General features: G+C 56.4%; 11 protein-coding genes. 10 read left to right on the top strand and 1 reads right to left on the bottom strand.

What is annotated here, in order from left to right; all coding sequences use genetic code 11:
- Positions 1 to 10: 10 nt before the first annotated feature.
- The 10 genes from AC812_RS05805 (at position 11) to galE (ending at position 13,030) form a co-directional block, all read left to right on the top strand.
- Positions 11 to 652: a response regulator gene (locus AC812_RS05805; RefSeq protein ID WP_061912878.1), complete on the top strand. Its 642-nt coding sequence runs from the start codon at positions 11 to 13 to the stop codon at positions 650 to 652.
- 105 nt (positions 653 to 757) lie between these two features.
- The gene (locus AC812_RS05810; protein ID WP_061912879.1) at positions 758 to 1,330 is read left to right on the top strand and encodes a flavodoxin domain-containing protein; all 573 of its coding nucleotides are present in this window, start codon (positions 758 to 760) and stop codon (positions 1,328 to 1,330) included.
- A gap of 102 nt (positions 1,331 to 1,432) precedes the next feature.
- Entirely contained in the window at positions 1,433 to 2,299 is an 867-nt protein-coding gene (locus tag AC812_RS05815) for an SDR family oxidoreductase (RefSeq protein ID WP_061912880.1), read from the top strand.
- A 72-nt stretch (positions 2,300 to 2,371) separates the two neighbouring features.
- Positions 2,372 to 3,706, top strand: a complete 1,335-nt coding sequence (locus AC812_RS05820) for a hypothetical protein (RefSeq protein WP_061912881.1) — start codon at positions 2,372 to 2,374, stop codon at positions 3,704 to 3,706.
- 106 nt (positions 3,707 to 3,812) lie between these two features.
- Entirely contained in the window at positions 3,813 to 4,586 is a 774-nt protein-coding gene (locus AC812_RS05825; protein ID WP_145962452.1) for a hypothetical protein, read from the top strand.
- 5 nt (positions 4,587 to 4,591) lie between these two features.
- Positions 4,592 to 6,787, top strand: a complete 2,196-nt coding sequence (locus tag AC812_RS05830) for a glycosyltransferase family 39 protein (protein WP_061912883.1) — start codon at positions 4,592 to 4,594, stop codon at positions 6,785 to 6,787.
- Positions 6,784 to 8,946, top strand: coding sequence for a DUF6056 family protein (locus AC812_RS05835; RefSeq protein WP_061912884.1), 2,163 nt, complete (start codon positions 6,784 to 6,786; stop codon positions 8,944 to 8,946). The genes AC812_RS05830 and AC812_RS05835 overlap by 4 nt, the downstream gene beginning before the upstream one ends.
- Positions 8,947 to 8,948: 2 nt before the next feature.
- Positions 8,949 to 9,968 carry a glycosyltransferase family 2 protein gene (locus AC812_RS05840; RefSeq protein WP_061912885.1) on the top strand — a complete coding sequence of 340 codons (1,020 nt, stop codon included), beginning with the start codon at positions 8,949 to 8,951 and terminating at the stop codon, positions 9,966 to 9,968.
- The gene (locus tag AC812_RS05845; protein WP_061912886.1) at positions 9,952 to 11,997 is read left to right on the top strand and encodes a hypothetical protein; all 2,046 of its coding nucleotides are present in this window, start codon (positions 9,952 to 9,954) and stop codon (positions 11,995 to 11,997) included. The genes AC812_RS05840 and AC812_RS05845 overlap by 17 nt, the downstream gene beginning before the upstream one ends.
- A 19-nt stretch (positions 11,998 to 12,016) precedes the next feature.
- Positions 12,017 to 13,030, top strand: a complete 1,014-nt coding sequence (gene galE / locus AC812_RS05850) for a UDP-glucose 4-epimerase GalE (RefSeq protein ID WP_061912887.1) — start codon at positions 12,017 to 12,019, stop codon at positions 13,028 to 13,030.
- A 63-nt stretch (positions 13,031 to 13,093) separates the two neighbouring features.
- Here the strand turns inward: galE and AC812_RS05855 are convergent, their stop codons facing one another.
- Positions 13,094 to 16,954, bottom strand: coding sequence for a pre-peptidase C-terminal domain-containing protein (locus AC812_RS05855; protein WP_061912888.1), 3,861 nt, complete (start codon positions 16,952 to 16,954; stop codon positions 13,094 to 13,096).
- Positions 16,955 to 17,091 lie beyond the last annotated feature (137 nt).

The following is a 17,091-nucleotide window of genomic DNA, read 5'->3' on the forward strand; positions in this document are numbered from 1 at the left end:
GGATGAAACGATGAGCGAATCGGCACCCATTCGGGTGATGCTGGTGGACGATCACGCCGTGGTGCGCAGCGGTTTGAGCGCTTTTCTCATGGCGTTCGACGATTTGGAACTGGTCGGGGAAGCCGAAAACGGTTTGCAAGCCGTGCAGCGCGCTGCAGCGTTCCAGCCGGATGTGATTTTGATGGATCTGGTCATGCCGGAGATGGACGGGGCTGCTGCCACCCGCCTGATTCGGGAGGCGCATCCCCACATTCAAGTCATTGCACTGACCAGTTTCCGCGAGGATGCCTTGGTACAGGCAGCTTTGCAGGCTGGCGCCATCAGCTATCTACTCAAGAATGTTTCGGCGGATGATCTGGCGCAAGCCATTCGCGCTGCCCATGCCGGGCGCAGCACGCTGGCGCCGGAGGCGGCTCAGGTTTTGATTCAGGCGGCCACCCGCCCGCCTGTACCCGCCTTTGAACTGACCGACCGCGAACGGGATGTGCTGATTTGGATGGTGCGCGGTTTGAGCAATAATGAGATTGCAGCCAAACTGGTGGTCAGCCCCTCAACGGTCAAGTTTCACGTCAGCAATATTCTTTCAAAACTGGGAGTTTCCAGCCGGACTGAGGCAGTTGCTTTTGCGCTTCAACAGCGGCTGGTTGAATAAATCAAGCGAGCGTTTGATCCTTCCTTCTAATCTGCGGGGAAAAAATGGATTCCCTGAGCAGGCGCGTTTTTGTGTTTTGGGCTACAATGTTGCCGGAGGGCGTTGGTGGAAGCGTTGAACTGGATGCCAAAAGATGCCATACTGGTCACCTTTGCGAGTCGGTCGGGTTCCACAGCAGAGGTGGCTGAGGTAATTGCCTACGAGATTGGGCAGTATTGCGGACGGGTGGATGTGGCTCCCGTGCAGCGAGTGCGCGACCTGCGTCCGTACTGGGCGGTGATTTTGGGCAGCCCGGTGCGTCATGCGCGCTGGTTGCCGGAGGCAATTGCCTTTTTACGCGCCCAGCGCGCCACTCTCCGCCTGCGCCTGATGGGGGTCTTTCAACTGTGCGGCAGTCTGTGTCAGGATACGCCCCAGAATCGCGAAGCCGCCCGCCAGGCCTACGAAGAAATCCGTCGCACCTTTCCGGAATTCCGACCGCTGGAAGTGGGGCTGTTTGCCGGCCGGGTGTCTGAGGAGGCGCTGCTGCATGGCACTCACGGCGGGCAAAGCGCACTCAAACCCGGCGATTGGCGCGATTGGGAAGCCATCCGCGAGTGGGGACGTAAGATGGGAAAAATTTTATTCGGCATGTGTCAGCCCGCACCACCGGCTCGCCTGCCGCCCGAAAAACTGTGATCCCGCTTGTATAAGCTTATCCGGCGCTGAGGTTGCGGTCTGCGGCAGTGACTACTTATAATCCCATCGTCAGGGAAATGTCTCAAATAAGGAGTAGTCAAAATGACCTGGACGATTGATCGTAAAAAAGTGCTGATTACCGGCGCTACCGATGGCATCGGTAAAGTGACCGCCTTAGAACTGGCTAAACAGGGAGCGCATGTCATCATTGTCGGGCGCAATCCGCAAAAAGCGGAACATACCGTTCACGAAATTCGCCAACAGAGCGGCAATCCCAAAGTAGATTTTCTGATTGGCGACCTTTCGGAGCAGGAACAGGTGCGGCGGGTGGCTGCCGAATACCGTCGCCGCTACGACCATTTGCATGTGCTGATCAATAATGCCGGGGCGTTTTTCGCCAAACGCGAATTGACCGGCGATGGCCTGGAAAAGACCTTTGCCCTCAACCATCTGGGGTATTTTTTGTTGACCCACCTGCTTTTGGATTTGCTGATCAGGAGCGCGCCGGCGCGAATCATCAATGTCTCTTCGGCGGCTCACTTTGGTGGACGGATTAACTTTGAAGACCTGAATGGGGAAAAAGGGTATAACGGCTGGGGGGCATATTCCAACAGTAAACTGATGAATGTGCTGTTTACCTCCGAGCTCGCCCGCCGGCTGGAAGGCACAGGTGTCACCGCTAACTGCCTGCATCCCGGTTTTGTGGCCACCCAATTCGGTAAAAACAACGGCGGATTGATCGGCCTGGGATTGGGTCTTGTCCAACGTCTGAGCGCAATTTCTCCCGAGCAGGGGGCTGAAACGACCATTTACCTGGCCGTTTCTCCCGAAGTTGAAGGGGTTAGCGGCAGGTATTTTGATCGGAAAAAAGCGGTTGAGCCTTCCCGAATTGCCCAAGACGAGGAAATCGCCCGTCGTCTTTGGCAGGTCAGTCTGGAACTGACCGGTTTGAAGGAAACAACCCGTTAAAAACCTCGAAATTTGCGAGCGGGTTATAATACTCCTGTTGCCGAAATTATCCAGCGACAGGAGTATTGATGTATGGGTCGTAAAAATCTGGTGTGGATGGTGGTGCTGGCGGTGCTGCTTTCGGCTTGTGCGCAAGCCATTCAAACCCCGCCGGTGGATCGAAAAACTCCCCTGCCCGGCTGGTATGATCCCACTCGCCTGACCCCAACGCCGCAACAGGAAAACGCCCCGCCGCCCGATTCATCCTTCTTCCCGCCGGCCGTGCTGGCGGCCCGTCAGGTTCTGGCAGTGGCTTTGGGGCTGGAGGAGACGGCGGTGAGCGTCATTCGTGTGGAAGCCGCCGACTGGCCGGATGGCTGTTTGGGCCTGGGAAATGAGGGGGAGGCCTGCACGGAGGAAATTGTGCCGGGTTATCTGGTTGGTCTGCAGGTCGGTGATCAGTTTTTTGAATTTCGCACCGATCTGGAAGGCGTGCGCATCCGCCCGGTTGCGGCTGTGCAGGAGGCAGCCGTGGCTGCAGCCCGTCGGCAACTGGCAGACCTGCTCTCACTGGGCACGCCGGCCGAGGCGGTGCTGGTCGAAGTTTCGCCGGTGGAATGGCCGGATTCCTGCTTGGGCCTGTCTCAGGCTGGCGAGGAATGTCAACCGGAGGTGGTGAACGGCTTCCGGGTGGTCTTTGCCGTGCAGGGGTTACAGTACATCTACCACACCAACGGAGATGGCAGCCGGGTGCTTCTGGCAGGGGTTAAGAGCGCCGATGAGGGCCAATCGTACCTGATTTTGATTTCCGGCTCACAAAGTGAGGACTGCCGCATTCTGCAAATCGGTTTGGGCGGACTGGCCAGCGGCGCTTGCGGGAGTGTACTGGAAGCGCAGCCTTTTACCAATTTACAGCGACCGTTGGAGCTGGCGGAGTTAATCCGCACGCTGCCTTCGTTCCAAATGGAAACTCCCGCCGGCTGGTTGACCTTTCAGGGGCGGGGCACCACTCAGCCTGCTGTTGAAGAGGGCCGCGCCCTGGCGGTCTGGGCGCAAATGGCGCTGGCAGAAGCCCGCGCCGAGAACCTTGATTCGTACCGCTTGTTGTTCTGGCAACGCACAGGCGGGATCGCCGGTTTTTGTGATGTACTGGAAATCTACGAGAGCGGTTGGGCTTATGCAAGGGATTGTAAAAATAACCCACCTGCGATGCGCGGTTCTTTGCGCATATCTGCCAATTCCTTGAAGTTATTGTATAATTGGGTAGATCAAATTGCGCTGTTTGAGGCACGCCGCAGTGACGGGGTAACCGATGGTTTTGAGTACACATTAAACTGGTATGGCCGGGGGGATGGTCAGGTTACTTCCTCCCAACAAGAGGATGTGTTCAACTTTGCGGCGGAAGTGTTTGGTCAGATTCAACCTTAGCCAACCGGCACTGGAAGCAGGTAAATCCGCTTCCGGTTAGGGGGAGGAGGCTCCCTACCCTCCTCCCCTGATGATTCATAAAGTGAATTTTCGTGATTGAATCAAGATGACACAAGCAACGGCTTTGGAGCATCAGCAGCAAAGACTGGCTGGTATGGGGTTGGGGGGTTTGCTGGCAGTCAGCTTCGCTTTGAATGTTTATCTGCTCTTTTTACAGCCTTTGGGGGTTTTGAGTCTGCGCCGGCTGGTTTTTGCGGCGGGTATCGGTGCGGTGTTGAGTGCAGCGGTCTGGCTGTACCTGCGGCGGGGGCGTCAATCCCTTGTTGATTGGTGGCGCAGGTGGGTGATGCAGGAAAGGCTGTGGCGGGCAGGATTATTGCTTTCTGGCATATTTCATCTGATCTACCCCGCCCCTCCCGGTCAGTTGTTTGCCCTGCCGGTGGAATTGCAGGTGGAATTTTCCTCGCTTTCTGCTTTGCCCGCCGAGGTGCGTCTGATCAGCTTGAACAACGGAATGGTTGATGTATCCTATAAAGACCTCCAGCTGGATGAAACGGCGGAAATTCGCCCCGGCAGCGGCATCCATTTGACAGTGGAAGGTGAATCGCCGGCAAAAATCCGCTGGAGCGGGCGTGTCTGGCAGGCATTGACCCTGATTTTCAGCAGCGATCAGCCAATTGAGATTCGCATTCGTTACCAAAACCGTGAAGAACGCCTTCGATTTGATGCGCCACCAATCCTCGAACGGAAGATCACCGTGCCGGTTGGCGGATGGTGGTACTACGGGCTGGTCAAGGCAGGCATCCTTCTGCTCGCCGCCGTCAGTCTGGCGGTTCTGGCTGCCCTTTTGCGAACTTCGCCTTTGTGGGAGGACGGGTGAGGTTGATGCGAAAATATTTGGTTCAGGCTGGCCATTTTGGACTGCTGTGGCTTAGTCTGCTGGTGAATCTGTATTTTTTGATCTTTCAACCCCGTTCGGCGATCAGCCTGCGAAGATTGGGTTTGAGTGCAGGGATCGCCCTTGGATTGGTGGTGCTGCTGTGGTTATTAAGGGAACGGGGTATGACCGCAACCGGCTGGCGGGCAATCTCCACAAAGGGTTGGTGGATGGGTATGATCCTCGCAGTGGTCTTGTTTATCATTGCCCCGGCACCCACCCTGCATTCGCTGATCGCTCCGGTTGAAGTGCGGTTGAATTTCGAACCGCTTGATTCACAAGAAGCCACGTTTCAACTGGTCTGGTTGAATAATGGCCTTGCTGACCTATCCTTCAATGATCTTGAATTGCCGCCCACTGCACAGATCACGCCGGGGGGAGTATCGTTGACAGCCGGGCAGGGTCAGCCTGCCGAAGTCCGCTGGCATGGGCGAATCTGGCAAGAATTACTGGTGACCGTGCAAAGCCGGACACCTCTCCGCCTGAGTGCGCAGGTTGGCAGCCAATCGAGGGAGATTCTGCTGGAAGGAGGGGCAAACGAAAAGGGAATTCACCTGCCATATTTGTCGTTTGGGCTTTACGCCGCCGGTTACGTGCTGGTGATGGCTCTCGGTTCGCTCAGTCTGGCATGGCTGGCTCAGATCAGTCTGAATGGGGTAGCGTGGTTCATTCGGCGTTATCCGGACACATTAGGAAGGCTGATTTGCCATCTTCCCCTGGCGTCTCTTGTGGGGGTCGGTTTGTTTTACCTGCTCACGCTGCGCAGCGGCCACCCGTGGGGAGATGATTTTGCCCAGTATATCGCCCATGCCCGCAATCTGGCGCAGGGGCAGCCCTACACGGCGATCGGCATTATGCACAACCCGGCGGTGGTGCTCGGCCCAAGCGCTTATCCGCCCTTGCTGCCGTTGCTGTTAGTGCCTCTCTACGCCGTCTTTGACTTGAATCTAACGATTTTCAAGCTGGTCGGTGTGGCTTGCGGGCTGGGTTCGCTGGCTTTATTTAATGAGTGGCTGAAAGACCGTTTTCCGCCTCCGTTGCGGGCTTTGGCGATTTTACTGGCAGGTCTGCACCCCTGGTTTTGGGATTACAAGGATCAAATCCTTTCAGATATGCCGTTTGTGCTCCTGGGTATGCTCAGTTTGTTATGGTGGGAAAGATGGCGTGATTCGAAAGCGGGGGTCAAAGGCTGGATGGTGGGGCTGGCCATTGCGGCTGCCATCACTGCTCGCAGTGTCGGTTTTCTATTGCTGGCAGCCGTGCTGGTGGATGCCATACTGCACCGCCGCTGGCAGACCCGTGATTTTTGGTTTGTGATTGGAATTCCGCTCCTGGTGGCCATGATGTTAAATCTGGTGTTACCCAGCACCGGCGATTATCTTGACCAGACCAGAGGCTGGAACTGGAGTATTTTGCAAGAAAATATCAATTCGATGATCTCCTTTTTTCAGGGAATGTGGCGCAATGATATGCTCCGTATTGGTGAAGTTAGTTTGATTTCAATGATTGGCATCGCGTTGTTGATACTGGGATTGGTTTTTCGATTGCCCTACCTGGGTGCAGTTGAGTGGTTCGTATTGGGTAATTTGGCAATGATCGCGGTATGGCCTTATAATCAGGGCTTTCGCTTCTACCTACCGATTTCGTTTTTCGTTTTTTATTATGTTCTGTATGGGTGGCAGCAAGGTTCGATCTTTTTTAGTAAATTCAACCCTATCCCTTCCGGCATGGTTCAAAAAGGAATTTCATTTCTGGCGCTGGCTATTTTTACGGTTGGAGTGTTGCAGGGGTACCTGAGCGATTATCGGCGCATCCCGCTGAAAGAATTTGACAACGGAATTGGTTTGCCCGCCAGTCAACAAATGTTCGAGTACGTTCGGGAAGAGACCCGACCACCGGATGTCATCGCTTTTTTCAAGCCGCGCGCCCTGGCACTATTCACCGGGCGGAATGCCTTTGCGCCTTACTGGAATCCGCAGCAGCCCCAGAGGTTGTTGGAGGATCTGAAAACCTTTCGGGCGGATTATCTGGTGGTGTGGAAGCCGGATTACGCCGATTTGGCGGGTTTTGCGCGCAATCAATTCCCTTTGTTATTCGAGAATGATGACTTTGAGATTTATTCCTCATCGAGTTTAAGACCATGAAGCGCTTAGCATCCCTGCTCCCATTCAGTCTATCAACCGCTGGCATTTTGTTCATTGGTTGGGTGAGTCTTTCCCTTAACCTGTACTGGTTCGTTTTCCAACCACCCATGATTGTCAGCCGTATGTTGTTGCTCATCAGCGGGCTGGCAGCGGGATTATTGATTTTGCTGGCAGGCTGGTTTTTCGACCGCCGTTTGTTCGAAGATTGGGATATCAAAAGGACTGGTAGCCTGATTGCCGCAACCGCCCTGTTGACGATCCTGCTGTATTTTGGCTATCCCAATCCTGCCATGCCGTTATTTGCTCTGCGAGAACGAGTTGATGCGCAATTCATCCCATTGGGTGCCCCCCCCGGAATTCTCCGTGTCGTCTGGCTCAATAATGGTATCGGTGATGTGTCCTATAAAACCATCCAATGGAAGGGTATGGTGGAAATTACCCCTGATGGGGTGGGCTGGCTGAGTGATCCGAAGGATGGAATGGGTTTTCTGTGGAACGGGCGTGGATGGGGAGATTTCAAACTCTCCGTTGAAGGCGAAGGCAATTGGCTTGTCAAAGTCAATACTGCTTCGCAAACGTTCGAGTATTTGCTGGAAGGCAAGCCGAAATTTGCCAGAACTTTTGAAATCCCCATCGGTACCCAATTCCAAAAGTACTCAACCTTAATTCCTTTGTGGATCAATGTCGCCCTCAGTGTTGCTTTTCTGCTTTACCTGATCGCCGGCGGAGCGGTAAAGGGGTTAAGAATAGCCCTTCCGGTCAGGGTTTACACGCTCTTCATTCCGCTGCTGCTGGGGGCGGTTGTACTGATCGGCTGGGGGTTGAGCTTTTCGATTGCGGCGAATAACCGCCTGTATGCGGATGATTACTGCTACTTGAATGTCCTGCGCGATTACGGTTGGGGAGGAGCGATTCGCAACTTCTATCAGACCATTAATGGGCGGTTCATGAGCCATTTATTCAATTTCACTGCCTTGCTGGCAGGAAAAGCCACGATACCGCTCGGCCCATTAATCCTGTTGATCGGTTTGGGTAGCAGCAGTCTGTGGGTGTTGAGGGCAATTTTTAAAGAGGCAAATCCTTTCATTCAACTTTTGTTACCGGTGGGCTTACCATGGTTTGTTTTTGTCATCTCTTCCGATAAATTTCAGGCCGTGATTTGGTCACTGCACGCCCTGATTGTTACGGGAGGATTGTCCTTTTTGCTGCTGGCGATTGGGGTGTGGCTCAGGCTGAAAAACAATCCTCAACGTAAGTATGATTTGGCAATCCTGTTCTTTTTTTCGTTTCTCAGTGCGGGTTTCCATGAAACGATTGCTATTCTGGGAGGAAGCATCTTTTTTGTGTTGAGCTGGCTGGAATGGCGGGCTGCTCAATTCCAAAGGAAGAGCCAAAAACCGACTGCCGCTTTAACCGGTCTGGCAGGGGTGATACTCGGTTTTGGAATGGTGGTCTTTTCACCCGGCAACAACACTCGAGTCAACACCATCGGTGTTTCAACAGACATTCAGAAGATTTTAGACACTGCACTCACCACATTGTCTAAGAATTATCACCTCCTGTTTGGAGGCATGGAAAGCGGCAACGCTTTTCCGCTGTTGATTCTTGGGCTGATTTTTGTGATTGGAATGAGTAGCGGCCATTTCCTGACTTTCCAGAAGAATAGTCTTTCTTTGCGGCTCCGAACCTGGGAAATCGTTTTCCTGATTCTTTTTCCTTTGATCGTTACCCTGATGATGTTCATCCCATCCGCTTTTTTGGGTGGTTATTTCCCGGAACGCACATTATTTGTTCCTCAAACGGTACTGGTGTTCAGCAGTTTCGCGCTTGGGGTTTGGGCAGGCGGCAGCCTGAAGCAAAAAGGGGTTTCTCCTTCGATCGGCGCGGCGGTGTTGACCCTGATTCTGGTTCTTGCGGTCGGCTGGATTTCGGTTCAGCAATTGAGCGCGATGAACGAGCAAATGCGCCTGCATGCCGCCGAATTTGACGCCCGCGAACAGTTGATCGAGCAGGCGATTCAACGCGGCGAACCGCGAGTTTTTGTGCCGCCTTACCGGTATAATTTTGGTCTGGATGTACAGCCCAACCCGCAAAACTGGCTGACCCTGTGCATCGGTGATTATTACGGCATTCCGGTTTATCTGAGTCAAGGCAGGTAATGATGAGCCATTCCCCTATCCCGGCTGATTTGATTGCTTCCACACCTGTACAAAACCCGCCCACCGTTGATCTGGTCATTCCGGTTTACAACGAGGAAGAAGCGATTGCGGTTTTTCATCGGCGTTTGAGCGCGGTGATTGACCCATTGCCCTATTCCTTTCATATCCTGTATGTCAATGACGGCTCAAAGGATGCCACTGCCGAACGCCTGGCCGAGATTGCCGCTGCCGACCGGCGCGTGACCGTCATCGAGCTGAGTCGTAATTTCGGTCATCAGGCCGCCCTGACCGCCGGCCTGGATCACAGCCGCGCCGATTTTGTCATCAGCCTGGATGGGGATGGGGAACACCCCCCGGAATTGATCCCCCAAATGTTGAATCTGGCCTTGCAGGGTTATGAGGTCGTCCTGACCCAACGGGTCGAGGCGCAACAGGCCGGCTGGTTCAAGCGTTGGACTTCGGATGCTTTTTATCGCTGGCTCAACCGCCTGAGCAACACCCGCATCCTGCCCGGCAGTGGCGATTTCCGCCTGCTCAGCCGCCGGGCTGCCAATGCGTTGGGCCAGATGCGCGAGTACCAGCGTTTTTTGCGCGGCATGGTGGCGTGGATGGGCTTTCAAACGGTTATTTTGCCGTATACGCCTGCCCAACGGATTGCCGGCCGCTCCAAATACTCCCTGCGTAAAATGCTCAAACTGGCTGCCGATGCCATCTTTTCCTTTTCGCTGGCGCCGCTCTTTCTGGGTATTTCGCTGGGCGGTGTGTTTTTGCTGCTGGCGTTGATGGAAATGATTTATGTGCTCAGCTTCTGGCTGACCGGCCGGCAGGATACCCTGGCGCCCGGCTGGAGCTCGCTCATGTTCGTCCTGCTGGTCGTCGGCGGAGTGCTGATGATCACCCTTGGCATCATTGGGGTGTATGTTGGCTTTATCTTTCAGGAGGTCAAACACCGCCCGATTTACTTCGTGCGCCGCATCCTTTCTTCCAAGGAGGATTCCACCCGGCATGATGGTCAGGCTTAAGCGGCTGCCGGCCGAGCGTTTCTTCCCGCTGACATTGCTGCTGGTGGTGCTGCTGGCGCATGGCTTGCTGTTCCTGCGGCAGGGCTATTACTGGGATGACTTTCCCATCACCTGGATTGCGGAAACCTACGGCACGGCCGGTTTGGCACGCTACTTTTCCACCAACCGCCCGATTTGGGGGCTGTTGTATCAATTTTCAGCCGGCCTGTTTGGCAATCAGCCGTGGCAGTGGCAATTGTTTGGCCTGTTCTGGCGCTGGGTGAGCGGCCTGCTTTTCTGGCTTTTGGTGCGGGAAGTGTGGAAGGATCAACCGCGGGCTGCAGCTCTGGCCGGTTTGGCGCTGGCGGTCTACCCCGGCTTCGGTCAGCAAGCAATTGGACGGGTGTACGGTCACTTTTTCTGGGTGCTGGCATTCTTTTTCTTTTCGTTGTTCGCTGGTCTGCGCGCGATGAAGGGCGGACGCTGGCGCTGGGTGTGGCTCGGCGGGGCGATGATTACCTCACTCATTAACCTGCTCACCCTGGAGTATTTCTTCCTGCTGGAACTGGCGCGCCCCCTTTTCTACGCAGCGGCTTTACGCCAGTCGGGGAGGGAGGGAACGTTCCGCCTCAGCCGCATCGTGGTTCATGCTGCTCCTTTTCTGGCTTTGTTTGTGGGGACGGCTGTCTGGCGCGCCTTTTTCTTCCCCTATCAGACCAACAATTACGCGCCGTTGCTGTTCCAAAATCTTCAAAGGGATTTCTGGAGTACGCTGCTGGCCCAAATCGGCGCGGCAGCATTGCAAATCCGTACCGCAGCGGTGCTCGGATGGGTGGAGGCTTTCCGTCTACCGGTTTGGGCTGCGTTTGGCAGATTAAGCAGCCTGCTTTACATCGGGGTGGTGACGAGCAGTGCTCTGCTGACTCTGCTTGCCGTTCTGCCGTTGAGCAGCGGCGGCAAGCCTGCTCAACGGCGTTTGCCCGTTTTGCAGATGCTCGTTATCGCCGCTTTCTGGCTGCTGGTCGCCGGTGTCCCGTTCTATGTGACCGGCTTGCCGGTGCGCCTGGGGTTTCCGAATGACCGCTTTACGCTGGCGTTTTTACCCGGTGCGGCGCTGCTGGCGGCTGGACTGATCGAAAGTTTACCGCTCAAATCGTGGGTCAGGGTGGCGCTGGCACTTGGCTTGATTGCATTCAGCAGCGGACGCGATTTTATGACCGCCAACGATTACCGCCGTGACTGGGAATTGCAGCAAAACTTTTTCTGGCAGCTGATCTGGCGGGCGCCGGGCCTGGAAAAAGGCACGCTTTTGATGACCAACGACCTGCCATTGCGTTTTTATAGCGATAACTCGCTGACCGCGCCGTTAAACTGGATTTACGCGCCGGAGAATCGTTCGCTTCAAATGGGCTACCACTTGTTTTATCCGGCGGTGCGAATCGGTTCACCCAATTTGCCCGCCTTACAGCCCGGACTGCCGGTGACGGTGGATTTTCTGGCAGCCACATTCGTTGGCAGCACCGATCGGGTGGTGGTGGTCTATTATCAGCCGCCGGCCTGCCTGCGGGTGGTGGATGGTGAGGTGGAGCAGGACAATCTCTTCCTGCCGGCGTTGATCCGCCAGGCGGCGGTGAATCTCTCTTCCAGCCGCTGGATTGTGGCGCAGCCCAATCGTCCCGCCCAACCGCCGGCTTTTCTGTACGGCAGCGAACCGGCGCACGGCTGGTGCTACTACTACCAGAAGGGCGACCTGGCCCGCCAGCAAGCCGACTGGCAGCAGGCGGCTGCTCTCGGCGATCAGGCTTTTTCGTTGCAGGACTACCCGAATGACCCTGCCGAACGAATGCCGTTCATTGAGGCCTATGCTCATGTGGGGCGCTGGCAGGATGCGCTGGAGCAGACCCGCCTGGCAGCGGATATTTCACCGGCGATGCAGCCGGTATTGTGCCGTTTGTGGCAGCGGATTGACCGGCAGACTGATGCAAGCCCGCAAAAATCTCAAGCCAGCGCTCAACTTGAAGATTGGCTGAATTGTGATATAAATCCATAAAACATCTCCGGAGGACACCATGAAGTTCTTGATTACCGGCGGCGCCGGTTACATTGGCAGCACCATCGCCTCGGCTTTGCTGGATGCCGGCCATACCCCTGTGATTCTGGATAACCTTTCGGTGGGAAAGCGTGAGTTTGTACGTGACCGCATTTTCTACGAAGGGGATATTGCCGATGAGGCTTTGTTGGAACGCATTTTTAACGAGCATCCCGATATCCAGGCAACTGTCCATTGCGCCGCGCTGATCATCGTGCCGGAGTCGGTTGAAAAACCCTACGAGTATTATCGCGAGAATGTGGCCAAATCGCTGGAATTGTTCCGGGTGTTGAATCGGCTGGGCTATAAAAAGGTGCTGTTCAGTTCCTCAGCGTCCATCTATGATGATGTGCCGGGCTTCATGGTCACCGAAAGTTCGCCGCTCAAGCCACGCAGCCCATACGCGCGCACCAAGTACATGATGGAAATGATATTGCGCGATTTTTGTATTGCCTACGGTATGAAAGGCATTGCCCTGCGCTACTTCAACCCGATTGGAGCCGACCCCAAACTCCGCAGCGGTATCCATGTGCGCTACCCTTCACTGGTGTTGGGGAAAATGGTGGATACCGTACTGGGCAAACAGCCCTATTTTGAATTGACCGGCACGGACTGGCCAACCCGCGATGGCAGCGGCATCCGCGATTATATCCACGTGTGGGATCTGGCGGAGGCGCACCTTAAAGCCGTGCTGGAATTCGAGGCGGTCTTCCACAGGGCCGGAGACCCGCCGGATGGTTACGTGGTGATTAACCTCGGCACCGGACGCGGTGTGACGGTGCGCGAATTGGTGACGGCTTTCGAGAAAGTTTACGGTCAGCCTTTGCCCGTGCGCGAGATGCCGCCGCGTCCCGGTGATGTGGCTGGGGCGTATGCCAATGCCGATACAGCCGAGCGGCTCTTGGGCTGGAAGGCACAACGCTCCATTGAGGAAGGCATTGCCGATGCCTTGCGCTGGGGCAAAAAACGCAAGGAAATCCTCGGCTATGATTGAAAAGAAAGACGGCGGTTGCAGGGGACATTCTCCAACCGCCGTCTGGTTTGATGCAAGGGATGACTAACGGTTGATCATCGGCAGGAACAGCTGGCGCGGCTCGCCGTACCAGATGCTGTAGCGGACTTCGTCGCCGAACAGGCCGTCCTCCAGCGGGGCAGCCAGCAGGTAATAACTGCCGCCCGCCGGGGCAGTCCATACGAAGCTCAGGCTTTGGCCCAAACCCGCCGCCGTCTGTTCGATCAGCGGATTGCCGGAAGCATCGTAGATGCTCAGTTTCAAGGCTGCCCCGCCGCCCAGGGAGCTGCCAAAGAACAGGTAGGATTTACTCGCCTCAGCCTCGAATCGCAACCAGTCGCGGTCGGCGGCCGGGCAGAGCCTGTGTTCCTGGGCGGTTTCGTAGGACAAGAGGCCTGCCCCCTGGTGTTGATTGTTATCCGGTTCGCCATTGCCGGGCGCGCAGGATGAAGGCAACGTGGTGACCTGCCCGCCGGGCGGCCAGTCCTGCACATTACCGGCGCGGTCCACCGCCCGAATGCGGAATTCGTACTTGCGGCCGGGCTGACCGAGGAACCACACGGCCCCGCTCTCGCCGGTTGGTTTGACATTCCAGTCCTGCCAGCCGCCATCGTTCTCGCGATACTGAAATTCTACACGGCTGATTCCTGAGACGTCATCCTGCGCGTTCCATGCCAGCCGCACAGCGGTTGAGCCGCTGGTAGCGGGTAGGCTTCCGCTCAATTGAGCGGTCGGCTTGCCGCCGTCAATTTGCAGGTTCAAGCGCCAGTCGCCCCAGATCTGGCCGTCGCTGCCGCGTGCCTGAGCGTAAATGGCTCCGCCGACCATACCGCCGTAATTGGCAGGGTTGACGAGAATGCTCCATCCATCGCTGCCGTTGCTGTCGCTGCCGATCAATTGCCAGTTGTTGTTAGCAGCATCCGCCGGACGGTAGTAAAAGTCAACTTTTTCGATACCGCTGGCCTGCGCGTTGACCTCGACCCGCGCTTCAAACGCACCTCCGGCAATCCAGTTTGAAGCCGGAATGATAAAGCGTAACTCCGCCGGGGTGTTAAATTCCAGTAAGCGCAGAACGTAGTAGTAATCCGGACCGCCCGCGCCGGGGTGGTCCCAGGCCTTGACGCGCAGGTAGTAAGTGCCGGTATAGGGCAGGGTAATGTCAATTCGCGAGTCCTGATTCTGCTGATAAACGATGTCATCATTCTCGGCAATCAAGCCGCCCCTGCTATCCAGCAGGTACAGGTACGGGTCTAACTGCGATCCAATTACCTTGGCGTTGACCTCGGCGCGGATGGTCTGGCCCTGGAAACCAAAGAACTGGTAGAACAACTGCGAGCCGGGCACGCACAGCGTTTCGCCAACGATGGTATCGCCGATATTGATCCAGCGCGGGGCAGAGAGGCTGATGTTGGACGGGTTGACCGCACAACCGCCGGTGGGCTGGGTGGTCAGGATTTGAAAATTGTCAATCTCCCAGCCGACGCCCTGATTGTTGTTGCCATCCAGCGTGTTGAAGTAAAAGCGGACCCGGATGGTCTTGCCCAGGTAAGCGCTCAGGTCAATATTGGGGGTGTTGAGCCATGTATTTTGGGTGGGGGGGTCATTGGAGAACTGGCCCCAGCCGGGCAGGTCAAGGAACGGCCCGCCGTCCACCGAAATTTGCAGACGGCGCTGGTCCCACCACGGGGCGGGCGATTCGGTGCGGTAGCGGTAGTTGAAATACAGGTAGGGGCTGCCATTGTCGGGCAGACGGATGGGCGGCGAGGTCAGACTGCCCTGCCCGCTGTATGAGGTACCGTTGCCGTAACGCCAGTAACTGCCGGTGTTTTGCCAGCCGCCGGTGGCGTGCCAGTCACTGCTGCTACCGTTGAGGCTGTCGCTGTAAGGTGCGGTTTTCAGGCTGTTGTTGGGCAAAGATGCGCTGGTAACGGTGAAATTGACCCAGTCGGTGCGGTCGGCGCAGTCAGTCCCACTGGCGGCCACTTTGGCACAACCGCGCACCGCATAACTGCCGGGCGGCAAACTGCCAATCGAAACCGCCGGGAAGGGCAGGTTGTCGTAACTCTGGTACAACTGCCCATTACGATTGAGCGTGAAGCCGAAAGCGGTTGCCGAAGGCGAGGACATGAACAGGGTGATCGAATCGGTGGACGGGAGGGAACTCCCGCTGGCCGGGTAAGTGATCGAAGAAGAGAAGCTGGTAAAACTGCGTGCCTGAACTTTCAGGGAAGAAGCGGTTTTGGCGCCGATGGGGTTGTCGGCCAGGTTGGGGTCATCCCGCTCGAAAGCCTCGGCGCGCCCGCCGTAACTGGTGCCGTCGTAAAGCACGGCTCGCACGTTAGCCCCCACGCGGATGGACTGGGTGTTGTTGCTGCCGACCGGCGAGCCGCCGGTTGCCAGATCCGGCACGCTGATTTCACCGTTCCACAGGTACTCGCGGCAGCTGCCCTGATAATTGGGCTGGCTGTACAGGATGATTTTGTTATCGGTCAGCGTGCAGGCTGGGGCAGCCGCCGGGCAGTTGTACTTCTTCAACACGGTGCGCAACCCCTGCGGCTGGATGGTCACGTTGCCGTGATTGTCCCACACTCGCAGAGCAATATCCACCGGGCCGTTGGGTATACCGGCAGCGCATAAATTGGCTTCGACGGCGAACGGGCTTTGGGTAAAGCCACTGCCCACATCCTTCCAGACTCCGTCTAACCCGCGGGCGATGATCTGGATATTGGTCACCTGCTGGTCGTCCCACGCCGTGCCGGCCACCAGCACGGTTGGGGAGGTCACTTCTTCACCGGGAGCCGGCAGGCTCAACGAGCCCCCCGGCGGGTTGGTGCCGATGTTGCCGGAGGTGTAGCGGTTGTTGGGTTGGCACTCGTTTCCGTAGGCAGACCAGTTGGCCGCTTCATAACAGGTGCGCGGGCGGCCGTCGTTGACCGTCACATCGTCGAAGCGGATGTCCACCGAGGTGCCCCAGTACGAATTGGGGTTGGTATGGACGTGAAAATGCAGGTGACTGCCGCAGGATGCGCCGGTGTTATCCACCAGCCCAATGTATTCTCCCTGCTGGACGATGGCGCCGGGCGTGCGCAGGCGTTCGGGAATGCTGTCCTTGGCAAGGTGCAGGTATAACTGGTACGTCCAGGGAGTGGTGCTGCGGTCTTCCAGCACGATGTAATTACCGACTGTGCCGTCACCCGGGCAGGCGGAGGGTGAACGGGTGGGAATATCCCACTTTACCCGCTTGACAATGCCGCCTTTGGACGCCAGAATTGGCCAGTTCTGGTTTGGGCTGTCTTCGGCAAAATCCCAGGCGTAGCGACAGTCCACCCAGTTGGCACAGGTACTGTGGCTGACCGACTGTGAAACGCGGTGCGAGACACCCGCCGGCCAGGGCAGTTTGTAGCCGCGGTAAACGGTGGTGGTCAGAATGCTCTTGTCCTCAGTGGGGGTCAGGTACATCTGACGCAGTTCATCGCCCAGCAGGTCTTGAGGCACATCCAGCAGGGTTTCGCCCCATTCGTCATCGGCCTGCAGGGTAACATCCCAGGCGGGGACAGCCTTTTGTCCCTCGGCGGGTGCGCTCAGGCGGGCGACAGCCAACCCCGGCTCACCTTCGATGAACTGGCCGGTTTCGGGATCCACAAAGGCGAACCAGATCAGTGCCTGAGTGCCGTCCGCCGAGTATTCCACACCGACCACGCGCGGTTCATACAGCAGAAACCCCAGGGATTGGATGCCGATTTCGTTGATTCGCTGGTCCAGGGCGGTTTGCAATTCGGGTGGCAGGCTGCTGACCGGCTCGCCCGGCGGTTCACTGGCGGCCAGCGCCGGATGAGACGAAACCAGCATCATCCACAAAGCAATCAGGACAAGGCCATTGAGAACAACAAAACGAGGTATTTTCATCGCGCCTCCGCTGGAATGAACAAGGCATTCATCTATCCCTGACCCTGTTTGGAGTAACAAGGTTCGTGCCAGATGGTGATGAAAATTCCCTTTCAACCCTGAAAGGCATTTGGCGATGAAACTGGCAGGGGAATACT

It is taken from the genome of Bellilinea caldifistulae (genome assembly GCF_001306055.1).
Taxonomy (GTDB): domain Bacteria; phylum Chloroflexota; class Anaerolineae; order Anaerolineales; family Anaerolineaceae; genus Bellilinea; species Bellilinea caldifistulae.